The organism is Rhodanobacter sp. UC4438_H5, assembly GCF_052978405.1.
This window is the reverse complement of record NZ_CM129672.1, coordinates 1,973,337-1,985,818: the sequence shown is the minus strand read 5'-3', so window position 1 is coordinate 1,985,818 and position 12,482 is coordinate 1,973,337. Positions and strand designations below refer to the sequence as shown.

The window sequence follows — 12,482 nt, the reverse complement described above, 5'->3', positions numbered from 1 at the left end:
CGTTCTCTACTGACCACACCCGGGAATCCACATGGACAGATCGCTTTACGTAGCCATGACCGGCGCCACGCAGATGATGCGGGCGCAGTCCGAGGTGGCGCACAACCTGGCCAATGCCGACACGGTCGGCTTCAAGGCGCAGCTGTCGGCGTTCCAGCCGCTGGTGATCCAGGGGCCGGGGCTGGCCACGCGGGTCAACGGCGTGGCGCACGGGCTGGGCGTGGATCTGCGCGAGGGCGGCCAGATCGAGACCGGTCGCACGCTGGACGTCGCCGTGCAGGGCACCGGCTGGATCGCGGTGCAGGGCGCCGACGGCAGCGAGGGCTACACCCGCGCCGGCGAACTGCGGCTGACGCCGGACGGCCTGCTCACCGACGCGCGCGGCAACCTGGTGCTGGGCGAGGGCGGTCCGATCAGCGTGCCGCAGAGCAGCCAGATGAACATCGGCGCCGACGGCACCGTGTCGGTGGTGCCGATGGGCCAGTCGCCGGAAACCATCGCCGCGGTGGGCCGGATCAAGCTGGTCAACCCGCCGGTCGACCAGCTCGCGCTGGGCAGCGACGGCCTGATGCACCTCGCCGACGGCACTACCGCGCAGGCGGACCCGGCGGTGGCGCTGAAATCCGGCGTGCTGGAGTCGAGCAACGTCGACCCTTCGCAGACGCTGGTGCAGATGATCCAGCTGTCGCGCCAGTACGAGCTGCAGATCCGCTCGATCAAGAGCGCCGACGAGAACGCGCAGGCTGCTTCGCGCCTGCTGCAGATGACCTGACCGGCCTCGCCCAAACAGACATCCAGACGTCCAGACGGAGTCCAACGACATGTTTTCATCCTTGTGGGTAGCCAAGACCGGCCTCGATGCGCAGCAGACGCGCATGGACGTCATCTCGAACAACCTCGCCAATGCCAACACCACCGGCTACAAGAGCGCGCGCGCCGCGTTCCAGGACCTGGTCTACCAGAACCTGCGTCAGCCCGGCGGGCAGACCACCGAGCAGACCCAGGCGCCGTCCGGCCTGATGCTGGGTACCGGCGTGCGCGTGGTCGGCAGCGAGAAGCTTTTCACCCAGGGCAACATCGAGCAGACCGGCAACTCGCTGGACCTGGCGATCCAGGGCCGCGGTTTCCTGCAGGTGACGATGCCCGACGGCAGCATCGCCTACACCCGTGACGGTTCGCTGCACATGGACCAGAACGGGCAGATCGTCACCGCCAACGGTTACGCACTGGACCCGGCGCTGAGCGTGCCGGCCAATGCGCAGAGCATCACCATCGGCAGCGACGGCACGGTCAGCGTGAGCCTGCCCGGCCAGGCCGCCACCCAGCAGATCGGCACCGTGCAACTGGCCGATTTCATCAACCCCGCCGGCCTGCAGCCGAACGGGGACAACCTCTATCTCGAGACCGCCTCCAGCGGTTCCCCGCAGATCGGCCAGCCCGGCCTGAACGGCTTGGGCACGCTGGCGCAGGGCGCACTGGAGTCCTCCAACGTCAACGTGGTGGAGCAGATGGTCAACATGATCGAGACCCAGCGCACCTACGAGATGAACTCCAAGGCGGTGTCCGCCGCCGACTCGATGCTGCAGTTCCTCACCAACAAGACCTGAGGCGCGACGTGATGCTTGCCTGCCGTTTTCCCCTTGCCCTGTGCGCGCTGGCCCTGCTGGCCGGCTGCGCCAGCGGCCCGGGTGCCCGCGACGACGCCCAGTGGGCGCCGACCCTGCCGCCCGCGCCGCAGATGGCTGCCGCGCCCGCCGACGGCTCGATCTACCACGACCAGCAGAACATGGAGCTGTTCGCCGATCCGCGCGCGCATCGCGTGGGCGACATCCTCACCGTCGCGCTGGTGGAGAGCACCCAGGCCAGCAAGAAGGCCACCACCACCACCAGCAAGACCGACAAGGCCAAGCTCGCCTCGCCCACCGTGCTCGGGCATGCGCTGGCGATCGGCGGCAAGGTCGCCGACATCGGCCTGGACGGCGAGCGCAGCTTCGACGGCGCTGGTTCGAGCAGCCAGAGCAACCAGCTCACCGGGCAGATCACCGTCACCGTGGCGCAGCGCCTGTCCAACGGCAACCTGATCGTGCGCGGCGAGAAGTGGCTGACCATCAACCAGGGCCAGGAGCTGGTGCGCATCGCCGGCATCGTGCGTCCGCAGGACATCGGCCAGGACAACGTGGTGCCGTCCACCCGCGTCGCCGACGCCCGCATCAGCTACACCGGCCGCGGCACCCTCGCCGACGCGAACACGCGCGGCTGGCTGTCGCGCTTCTTCAATTCCAAGTGGATGCCGTTCTGATGGCCGCGTTGAACATTGCGTCGTGCGCTTCCGCTCCTGGCGAGGCACATCTGCCGGGAAGCGGCGGGCAGTGCCCGCCCTACGGGCAGCGTGTAGGGCGGGCACTGCCCGCCGGTGTCGCCACGCAAAAGGTGAAGAGCTCGTTGGTGATCGCTCTGGTGCTCTTGCTCGGACTGGTCGCCCCCGTCCACGCCGACAAGATCCGCGACCTGGTGCAGGTCGCCGGCGTGCGCAGCAACCAGCTGATCGGCTACGGCCTGGTGGTGGGCCTGGACGGCTCGGGCGACCAGACCACGCAGGCGCCGTTCACCACGCAGAGCCTGGAGAACATGCTGCAGCAGTTCGGCATCACCGTGCCGGCCAATGCGCGGCCGCAGCTGAAGAACGCCGCGGCGGTGATGGTGACGGCCGACCTGCCGCCGTTCGCCAAGCCGGGCCAGACCATCGACGTCACCGTCGCCTCGATCGGCAACGCCAAGAGCATCCGCGGCGGCCAGCTGCTGATGGCGCCGTTGCGCGGCGCCGACGGCAACGTCTACGCGGTGGCGCAGGGCAGCGTGGTGGTCGGCGGCATCAGCGCGCAGGGCAAGAGCGGCTCCAGCGTGCAGGTGAACATTTCCGCCAGCGGACGCATCCCCAACGGCGCCTCGGTGGAACGCGTGGTGGCCTCCTCGTTCGCCGGCGGCGGCGACCTGATGCTCAACCTCAACACGGCGGATTTCACCACCGCCACGCGCATCGCCACCGCGATCAACCACGCGTATGGCGCCGGCACCGCGCAGCCGGTGGACGGCGGCACCGTCTCGGTGCGCGGCCCGCAGGACCCGGCGCAGAAGGTGGCCTGGCTGGGCGCGATCCAGAATCTCGACGTGCAGCCGGGCGATGCGCCGGCGCGGATCATCGTCAACTCGCGCACCGGCACCGTGGTCATCGGCTCGGACGTGCGCGTCACCGCCGCGGCGGTGGCGCACGGCGCGATCCAGGTGACCATCGGCGAACAGCCGCAGGTCAGCCAGCCGGCACCCTTCAGCCAGGGCCAGACGGCGATCGTGCCGTCCAGCAGCGTGCAGGTCAGCGAGGAAGGCGCGCACATGTTCAAGTTCGGCCCGGGCGTGAGCCTGGACGCCATCGTGCGCGCGGTGAACCAGGTCGGCGCCACGCCCAGCGACCTGATCTCGATCCTGCAGGCGCTGAAGCAGGCCGGCGCGCTGCATGCCGACCTGGTGGTGATCTGAGCGAGGTGATGCCATGACGCCGCTGAATCCCGCTTCCCCCGCGCTGGACACCTGGACCGAACTGTCCGGCTTCCAGCAACTGCGTGCGCAGGCGCGCAGCGACGGCGGCAAGAGCGCGCTGCCGGCGGTGGCGAAGCAGTTCGAGGCGATCTTCACCCAGATGATGCTCAAGTCCATGCGCGAGGCGAACGCCGGCATGGGCAGCGACCTCGCCGGCAGCGAGCAGGTCGACTCCTATCGCCAGTTGTTCGACCAGCAGCTCTCGCTGAGCCTGGCCAACGGCAAGAACGGCCTGGGCATCGCGAAGATGCTGGTGCGCCAGCTTGGCGGCAAGGGCGAGGCGGCTGCGGCCGCGGCGCCCCGGCAGCCTTTTGCGGTGCCGGTCGCCGATGTGCGCAACGCGCACGTGCGCGCGCTGCTGCAGCTGGGCAACGAGCCCGTTGCCGGCGACGACGCAGCCAGCGCGATCGGCATGCCGTCGACCGCCGACAACGACTCGCCGTGGCAGCACGTGGTCGACCGCATGACCCGCGGCGCGATGGACGTGGCCGACACCGCCGCCCACTGGCTTCCCGGCGGCGACCCGGTGAACTTCGTGCGCGCCCTGGCGCCGCATGCCGCCGAGGCGGCGAAGAAGCTGGGCGTTTCCGTGCGCGCGCTGCTGGCGCAGGCTGCGCTGGAAACCGGCTGGGGCAAGCACCTGCCCAAGGGCAGCGACGGCAGCAGCAGTTTCAACCTGTTCGGCATCAAGGCCGGCAGCAGCTGGGATGGCGACAAGGTCAGCGTGCCCACGCTGGAGTACGAGAACGGCGTGGCGGTGCGCCGGCGCGACGCGTTCCGCGCCTACGATTCGCCGGCCGATTCGTTCGCCGACTACGCGCAGTTGATTGCCGACAGCCCGCGTTACCAGCAGGCGCTGGGGCAGGGCGAGAACATCGCCGCGTTCGCGCGCGGGTTGGTGCATGGCGGGTATGCGACGGACCCTGCATACGTGGCCAAGATCACGGCGATCGCCAACAGCGCGCAGATGCGCGAGGCGCTGGCGGCGCTGCAGCAGCCGGAGGCATTCAAGTGATCCCCCCTCCGGCCGTTAACGTTTCCACGCACCGCGCGATCCGGGCGGTGTGCCATGCGTCGAGGATGTTCCATGGCTGACATGCTTTCGACCGGCGTGTCCGGGCTGCTCGCCTCGCAGATCGGGCTCAGCACGGTCAGCCACAACGTGGCCAACGTGAACACCGACGGCTACAGCCGCCAGGTGGTGTCGTTCGGCGCGCGCCTGCCCGAGGGCCAGGCGGGCTACTACGTCGGCACCGGCGTCAATACGGTGGCGGTGCAGCGTGCCTACAGCGAATTCCTCAACGCCTCGCTGTGGTCGGCCAGCTCGGGCCAGGGTCGTGCCAGCACGATGGCGGGCCTGACCGCCCAGCTCAACAACCAGCTGGCCGGCAGCAGCAACTTGCAGACGTCGCTGGACGGTTTCTACGGCGCGGTGCAGGACATGGCCAACGCGCCCTCCGACGCCGCCTCGCGCCAGGTGCTGCTGGCCCGCGCCGGTGGGCTGGCGACCACCTTCCGCGCGCTGTCCGGCCAGTTCAGCCAGCTCTCCGGGCAGATCCAGCAGCAGATCCGCGACACCGTGGACGCGATCAACGTCGACACGCAGTCGATCGCCAAGCTCAACGAGAAGATCCGCTCGTTCTCCTCCACCGAAGGCATGCCGCCGGCCGACCTGCTCGACCAGCGCGACGCGCTGGTCAAGAAGCTGGCCGGCGAGGTGGGCATCAGCGTGGTGCCGCAGAACGACAACACCATCAGCGTGTTCGCCGGCAACGGCCAGGCCCTGGTCACCGGCACCGAGTCGCACGCGCTGGGCACCGCCGCCAATGTCTACGACGCCACCCGCGTGGAGGTGGTGGGCGCCGACGGCGGCAACGTGATCAGCGGCCGCATCGGCGGCGGCGCGCTCGGCGCGCTGCTGGATTTCCGCAGCAACGTGCTCGACCCGGCGCAGATCCAGCTCGGCCGCGCGGCGCAGGCGATGGCCAGCGCGTTCAACGCGCAGCATGCGCAGGGCGTGGATCTGCACGGCGACGTCGGCGGCCAGTTCTTCAGCGCCTCCGGACCGACGGTGCAGGGGGCCTCGACCAATGCCGGCAGCGGCACCGTCGCGGCCAGCATCACCGACCTCGGCGCGCTGCCGGCCAAGGAGTACGTGCTGAGTTTCGACGGCACGGCCTGGAGCATGCGCGACACCAGCGGCAATGCCGTGACGCTCGGCGGCAGCGGCACCAGCACGGACCCGTTCACGGCCGCGGGCCTGAGCCTGGTGGTCGGCGGCAGCGCCAGTGCCGGCGACAGCTTCCGCGTGCAGCCCAGCCGCGATGCCGCGGCCAGCTTCGGCGTGGTCGTCGACCAGCCCGACAAGATCGCCGCGGCCGCCCCGTTCGTGGTCGCCGCCGGCAATGCCAACGCGAGCAGCACCACGGCACGAGCGAGCATCGCCGACGGCAGCGACCCGGCGCTGTTCAACGCCTCCTCGATCGTGTTCAGCTCGGCCACCAGCTACAGCATCGACGGTGGCCCGGCGCAGACCTTCACCGCCGGCCAGCCGATCGTGCACAACGGCTGGAGCATGCAGCTCGATGGCGCGCCGCAGGCCGGCGACAGCTTCAGCCTCAAGGCCAACAGCAACGCGCAGGGCGACAACGCCAACGCGCTGATGCTGGGCAAGGTCGCCAATCTCGGCGTGCTCGACGGCGGCGTCACCAGCACCGGTCGCGCCTACAGCCAGCTGGTCGGTCAGGTCGGCAGCGCCGGCGCGCTGGCCAAGGACGAGCTGACCACGCAGACCGCGGTCTACAACCAGGCGATGGGCGCGCAGCAGAGCGTCTCCGGCGTGAACCTGGACGAGGAGGCCGCCAACCTGGTGCGTTACCAGCAGGCGTACCAGGCCTCGGCCCAGGTCATCAGCACGGCCAACAGCATTTTCAACGCGCTGCTCGGCGCGGTGCGGAGTTAACCATGCGCGTCTCCACCAGCTGGATCCAGCAGCAGTCCGTCGGCAGCATGATGAGCCGGCAGAGCGACCTGTCCGATCTCAACACGCAGCTCAGCACCGGCAAGCGGATCAACCAGCCGTCCGACGATCCGGTCGGCGCGGCGCGCGCGCTGGACATGTCGCACCTGATCGCCGACTCGGCGCAGTACCAGCGCAACATCACCTCGGCGAACGCGCGGCTGGGCCTGGAAGACCAGACCCTGTCCAACACCGGCAACGTGCTGCAGCGCGTGCGCACCCTGCTGCTGCAGGCGGCCAACGGCAGCCAGACCGACGGCAGCCGTGGCGACATCGCCGCCGAGCTGTCGCAACTGCGCGCGCAGTTGCTGGGCCAGGCCAACAGCACCGACGGCCAGGGCGAATACATCTTCGCCGGCAACCGCACCGGCACGCAGCCGTTTGTCTCGGGCGACTCGGTCAGCTACCTGGGCGACGCCGGCCAGCGCATGGTCGCCGCCGGCCCCGGCCTGCAGGTGGCCACCGGGGATGCCGGCAGCGCGGTGTTCATGGACATCCCCACCGGCAACGGCACCTTCGCGGTCAGCGCCGCGGCGGCCAACACCGGCTCGATGGTCGCCGGCGCCAGCAGCGTCAGCGATCCGTCGGCCAGTCCGTCGGCATGGGACGGCGGTGCGTACAGCATCGTGTTCACCGCCGCCGACGCGTACGAAGTGCGCGATGCCGGCGGCGCCGTGCTCGACAGCGGCAGCTACGATCCGGCCAAGGGCGGCAGCGTCACCTTCCGCGGTGCGCAGGTCGCGTTCAGCGGCACGCCCGCGGCCGGCGACACGTTTGCGCTGGGCGCCTCGGGCAAGCAGGACGTGTTCACCACGCTGGACAACATCATCAGCACGCTGCGCACGCCCAACGGTGGCGACGCGCACATGCAGAACGCGATCAACACCCAGTTCGCCAATCTCGACCAGGCGCTGGACTCGATCACGCGCACGCGCGGCATGGTGGGTGCGCGCATGAACGCGCTGACCCAGCAGGGCGCGCTCAACGACGACCTCACCTTGCAGTACAAGACGGCGTTGTCCGATGTGCAGGATCTGAACTACTACGACGCGATCAGCCAGCTCGGTGCGCAGACCACTGCGCTGCAGGCCGCGCAGCAGACGTTCACGAAAATCCAGGGTTCAAAATTGTTCGACTATTTGCGTTGACAAGGCTCAAGTTTTGGTGTGACGGGTCGAAACAGTACACAAGGCGGATGCATTCAATGGTGAATCCCCGCCGGATTGTCTGAGCCGACCACTGTCGGCATACCAACTCGATTCGGAGAATTCCCATGGTCATGAGCGTCAACACCAACATCAGCTCGCTGAATGCCCAGAAAAACCTGGCTGCCTCGCAGAGCAAACTGAGCACCGCGATCGAGCGCCTGTCCTCGGGCATGCGCATCAACAGCGCCAAGGACGATGCCGCCGGCCTCGCCATCTCGACCCGCTTCACCACCCAGATCAACGGCCTGAACCAGGCCGTCAGCAATGCCAACGACGGCATCTCGCTGGCGCAGACCACCGAGTCGGCGCTGAACGAGGTGACCAACAACATGCAGCGCATCCGTACGCTGGCCGTGCAGTCCGCCAACGCCACCAACTCCGACTCCGATCGCGCCGCGCTCGATGCCGAAGTGCAGCAGCGCCTGGCCGAGATCACCCGCATCTCGCAGCAGACCACCTTCAACGGCCGCCACGTGCTGGACGGCAGCTTCGGTTCCGCCGCGTTCCAGATCGGCGCCAACGTCGGCGAGACGATTTCGGTCAACCTGAGCAAGGGTGCGGGTGCGGCGCAGGTGGGTCAGATCGCCTCCGCGTCGAGCGCGACGGGTGTGTTCACCGCCGCATCGGCAGTGACGGCAGTCACCGGTGTTGCCAACGTTGCAATCGCCGATGCCACGCTGGCCGCGGGCTTCACGTTTGATGGCGTCGCCGTCAGCGTGGCCGCTGGCTCCGCCAACATGGCTGCCATGGCGGCCTCGGTGAATGCGTCGCTGGATAGTGGTGCCACCGCCGGCAAGTACACGGTTACTGCAAACGGCACCACGGGCCTGACGATCACCCAGAATACGGCCAGCACCAGTGCCATGGCGCTCAGTAATTTCAGTGGCACGGCGACGCAAGGCGCCGCCTCCACCGCCGGTGTCACCGGCGTGGCCGTTGGCGATGCAATCCCGCTGGTGCTGGCCGACGACGGCAGCGACTTCTCGCTGCAGGCGGGCTCGGGTGCCGTGACGACCTTCAGCGGCACGTTCAACACGGCCAGCGATCTGGCGGCCGCGATCAACGCCAAGGGCATCGCCGGCGTGTCGGCCTACGCCGACGCAAAGACGGGTGTGCTGCACCTGGCCTCGCAGGAAGCGCTCACGGTCGGCGGCGCCAAGGGTACCGGCGTCCTCGGGTTCAGCGCCACGAACGGCATCGGCGGTGACCTGGCCAGCGCCGACGTGAGGTCGGTGGCCGGTGCCAACGCCACCATCAGCCGCATCGACTCGGCGCTGACCACCATCAGCTCCATGCGCAGCGACCTGGGCGCGGTGCAGAACCGCTTCACCTCGACCATCGCCAACCTGCAGACCATCTCGCAGAACCTGAGCGCGTCGCGCAGCCAGATCCAGGATGCCGACTTCGCCGCGGAGACCGCGAACATGTCCAGCGCCAACATCCTGCAGCAGGCCGGCGTCTCGGTGCTGGCGCAGGCCAACGCCACCACGCAGAGCGTGTTGAAGCTCCTGCAGTAACTGCTTGACCCGGAACGGCCGCGGACAGCCCGCGGCCGTTTCCCTCATTACAGGAATCGACGTCCATGGCTATCACGGTAGGCTCCACCACACCCACCACGGGTTTGCTTACCTCCATGGGCGTGGGTTCCGGCCTGGATGTCGCCACGTTGGTCGACAAGCTGGTGGCCGCCAAAAAGGCGCCGCAGCAGAACCAGATCACCAACCAGGCCGCCCTGGCCAACACCCAGTTGTCCAGCCTGGGCCAGATCGGTGCCGCGCTCTCCGCTCTGCAGTCGGCCATGGCCTCGATCACCGACGGCAGCGCCTTCAACGCGCGCACGGTGACCAGCGGCGACACCGATGTGCTCGGCGCCAGCGCCTCAGGCAACCCGGTCGGCGGCAGCTACAAGGTGGAGGTGACCCAGCTGGCCACCTCGCTGAAGGCCACCTCCGGCGCGTACGCCGACAGCAGTGCCAAGCTCGGCACCGGCACCTTGACCTTCACGGTCGACGGGCAGTCGATGAATCTGCAGCTGGACGACAGCAACAACTCGCTGGCCCAGGTTCGCGACGCCATCAACAAGGCCAGCGACAACCCCGGCGTCAGCGCCACCATCGTCACCGGCACCGACGGTGCCCACCTGGTGCTCAGTGGCACCCGCACCGGCGCGGCGAACGGCTTTGTCGTCAGCAGCAGTGGCGGCGACGGCAACCTGGCCGCGCTCAACTACGACGCGGCCGCCGCCAGCGGCAACGCGCTCACCGTCATCACCGCCGCACAGGACGCGCAGTACAGCATCGACGGCCTGGCCGGCCACAGCGCCGGCAACAGCATCAGCAGCGCCATCGACGGCCTCACGCTCAACCTGGTCAAGGTGGGCGAGAGCACGCTGACCGTGGCCAACGACCCCAGCAAGGGCAGCGGTGCGCTGAGCAACCTGGTCAACACCTACAACAGCTTCGTGGGGATCTACCAGAACCTGACCAAGTACGACGCCACCAGCGGCACCGCCGGCGCGATGATCGGCGACGCCACCATCAACGGCATCAACAGCACGTTGTCGCGGCTGATTGGCGGCAGCGCCAACGGCACCTCCTTGGCCGCGCTGGGCATTTCGCTGCAAGTGGACGGCACGCTGAAGCTGGACAACGACAAGCTGACCCAGGCGATGAGCGATGGCGGCAAGCTCGCGGGCCAGCTGTTCGGCGGCGATACAGGCCTGGCCGCGCAGATCAACAGCCAGCTCGACCAGTGGGTCGGCAGCAGCGGCACCCTGGCCGGCCGCACCGACAGCATCAGCCAGCAGCTGAAGAGCCTGAAAGACCAGCAGGCCACGCTGGACAGCCGCATGGCCGACCTCACCGCGCGCTACCAGGCGCAGTTCACCGCGCTGGACACGCTGATGAGCAAGCTCAACAGCACCAGCAGCTATCTGCAGCAGCAGTTCGACGCGCTGAACAACACCAACAAGAAGTAGGCAGTTCGCCCCAAGGGGCCAGGAGACGATCATGGGATTCGGTTACGGCGCAGGCGCCTATCAGCAGGTTCGTTCGCACGGCGGCGTGGAGTCGGCCGACCCACATGGCCTGATCACGCTGCTGATGGATGGCGCGCTGGAGCGCCTGGTGAAGGCCCGCGCGCACATGATGCGCGGCGAGACCGGGCCCAAGGGCGAAACCATCAGCCGCTGCATCGAGATCATCGGCGGCCTGCGCGATGCGCTCGACCGCAAGGCCGACCCGACCCTGGTCGACCGCCTCGACTCGCTCTACGAGTACATGAGCCGCCGCCTGCTGCAGGCCAACCTGCGCGACGACGCCGGCATCATCGACGAGGTCAGCCGCCTGATGCAGCAGGTGCGCGACAGCTGGGTGCAGATCGCCCCGGCCCCGGCCGGCCGCGTGGCGGGCGCGTAAGTGTCGCCGTCGCCCGCTGCCGCCACCTCGGCGCTGACCAGCGCGCTGGTCATCACCCGCGCGATGCTTGCCGCCGCCCGCCAGGAAGACTGGCAGCAGCTGCTGCAGCTGGAAGAGGCACGTGCGCCGCTGGTGCATCGCCAGCACGGCAGCGACGTGGTCAGCCAGGCCCAGCTGGGCCAGATCCTCGCCTACGACCGCCAGTTGCAGGCCCTGCTGGGCCAGGCGCGCGACGCGGTCGCCCGCCAGTGGCAGCAGGAGCGCGGCCGCGCCCGCGCCATCGCGGCGTACGCGCAGCCCTGAACCCCCGCATTTGCAGGAGCGCACCCTGTGCGCGATGCCTTTCGTCAAGCCGGCGAAGGCATCGCGCACAGGGCGCGCTCCTGCGGATGCGCGTCGGCGTGCACGGGTGGGCCTCGACCGGAATGACGAGGTGATGACGCCGGCGATACCGGGTCGGCGTTGCCCTAAGATGGAGCGGGAACGGCGACTTCGGCCGACGGGGAGGGCTGCATGATGGGTAACTCCGGATGGAACGAGTTCGAGCAGCGGGTGAGCATCGAGGAGCTGCTGCACGTGGCGGTGGAGCCGCTGGTCTGGCCGCTGCCGCAGGCCCGGGCGCAGGCCCTGGCCGAAAGCAACGGCAATGCCCTCGCTGCCATCGCCGCCCTGGAAGAGCGCCGCGTGGAGTCGGCCGACGACGACAATCCGCTGATGCTGGAAATCCGCCGCATGGATGCCAAGCTCACCGCGCTGGTGGAGATCGTCGATCGCCTGCTGGTGCCGGCAGACACCCTGCCGGCACGGCACTTGGTGCGCTTCAACGCGCGCGGCGCGGTGCTCGGCGCGGAGCTGCCGTTGCCCGGCGACGCGGTGCTGCTCAGCCTGCGTTTCGACCACTGCCGCAGCCTGCCGCTGGAGCTGCCCGCGCTGCGCGAAATGCCATTAGACGATGGTCGAACCTTCGTGCGTTTTCCCACGGTGAACGAGGCGCTGGGTGACGCAATTGAGCGCCTCGTTTTTCGCCATCACCGACGCAAAGTGGCAGAAGCGCGCCAACTGCCCGGGTGAACCCGGGCCCGGCGACCGGTCGTGCCAGCGACGCCGCCGTCGACTCATGTGACCCAGTTCGCAGATCGGCAAGCTCGTGTGTCGGAAATCTCCTACAGCACTCGCAGCGGGGCCAGCACAAATGTTGGTGCTGGATAACGCCCGGTTATGGAAACGTTTTCGGCGTTCCGTGTC

12 protein-coding genes are annotated in these 12,482 nt (G+C 68.7%); all 12 read left to right on the top strand.

Going from position 1 to position 12,482, the window contains the following annotated elements:
* The first annotated feature begins 31 nt into the window (after positions 1-31).
* The 12 genes from flgF to ACVCL9_RS09415 all read left to right on the top strand — a co-directional run bounded on the left by flgF (position 32) and on the right by ACVCL9_RS09415 (position 12,308).
* Positions 32-772, top strand: a complete 741-nt coding sequence (gene flgF / locus ACVCL9_RS09470) for a flagellar basal-body rod protein FlgF (RefSeq protein ID WP_395119833.1) — start codon at positions 32-34, stop codon at positions 770-772.
* Between the two features lie 49 nt (positions 773-821).
* Positions 822-1,607, top strand: a complete 786-nt coding sequence (gene flgG, locus ACVCL9_RS09465) for a flagellar basal-body rod protein FlgG (RefSeq protein ID WP_447098322.1) — start codon at positions 822-824, stop codon at positions 1,605-1,607.
* Between the two features lie 11 nt (positions 1,608-1,618).
* Positions 1,619-2,299, top strand: a complete 681-nt coding sequence (gene flgH, locus ACVCL9_RS09460; protein WP_447098323.1) for a flagellar basal body L-ring protein FlgH — start codon at positions 1,619-1,621, stop codon at positions 2,297-2,299.
* Positions 2,300-2,430: 131 nt separating this feature from the next.
* Complete coding sequence (locus tag ACVCL9_RS09455; protein WP_447098324.1) at positions 2,431-3,534, top strand: flagellar basal body P-ring protein FlgI; 1,104 nt, start codon at positions 2,431-2,433, stop codon at positions 3,532-3,534.
* Between the two features lie 13 nt (positions 3,535-3,547).
* On the top strand, positions 3,548-4,609 hold the full coding sequence (gene flgJ, locus ACVCL9_RS09450; RefSeq protein ID WP_395119829.1) for a flagellar assembly peptidoglycan hydrolase FlgJ: 1,062 nt from the start codon (positions 3,548-3,550) through the stop codon (positions 4,607-4,609).
* 72 nt (positions 4,610-4,681) lie between these two features.
* Positions 4,682-6,556 carry a flagellar hook-associated protein FlgK gene (gene flgK / locus ACVCL9_RS09445; RefSeq protein ID WP_447098325.1) on the top strand — a complete coding sequence of 625 codons (1,875 nt, stop codon included), beginning with the start codon at positions 4,682-4,684 and terminating at the stop codon, positions 6,554-6,556.
* Between the two features lie 2 nt (positions 6,557-6,558).
* A complete protein-coding gene (gene flgL / locus ACVCL9_RS09440; RefSeq protein ID WP_447098326.1) occupies positions 6,559-7,761 on the top strand; it encodes a flagellar hook-associated protein FlgL in 1,203 nt (400 codons plus the stop codon).
* Positions 7,762-7,892: 131 nt separating this feature from the next.
* The gene (locus tag ACVCL9_RS09435; RefSeq protein WP_447098327.1) at positions 7,893-9,338 is read left to right on the top strand and encodes a flagellin N-terminal helical domain-containing protein; all 1,446 of its coding nucleotides are present in this window, start codon (positions 7,893-7,895) and stop codon (positions 9,336-9,338) included.
* Between the two features lie 65 nt (positions 9,339-9,403).
* Complete coding sequence (gene fliD / locus ACVCL9_RS09430; RefSeq protein ID WP_447098328.1) at positions 9,404-10,798, top strand: flagellar filament capping protein FliD; 1,395 nt, start codon at positions 9,404-9,406, stop codon at positions 10,796-10,798.
* Positions 10,799-10,829: 31 nt separating this feature from the next.
* Positions 10,830-11,237 carry a flagellar export chaperone FliS gene (gene fliS / locus ACVCL9_RS09425; protein WP_447098329.1) on the top strand — a complete coding sequence of 136 codons (408 nt, stop codon included), beginning with the start codon at positions 10,830-10,832 and terminating at the stop codon, positions 11,235-11,237.
* Positions 11,238-11,540 carry a flagellar protein FliT gene (locus ACVCL9_RS09420; protein WP_447098330.1) on the top strand — a complete coding sequence of 101 codons (303 nt, stop codon included), beginning with the start codon at positions 11,238-11,240 and terminating at the stop codon, positions 11,538-11,540.
* A gap of 210 nt (positions 11,541-11,750) precedes the next feature.
* Positions 11,751-12,308: a PilZ domain-containing protein gene (locus tag ACVCL9_RS09415; protein ID WP_447098331.1), complete on the top strand. Its 558-nt coding sequence runs from the start codon at positions 11,751-11,753 to the stop codon at positions 12,306-12,308.
* Positions 12,309-12,482 lie beyond the last annotated feature (174 nt).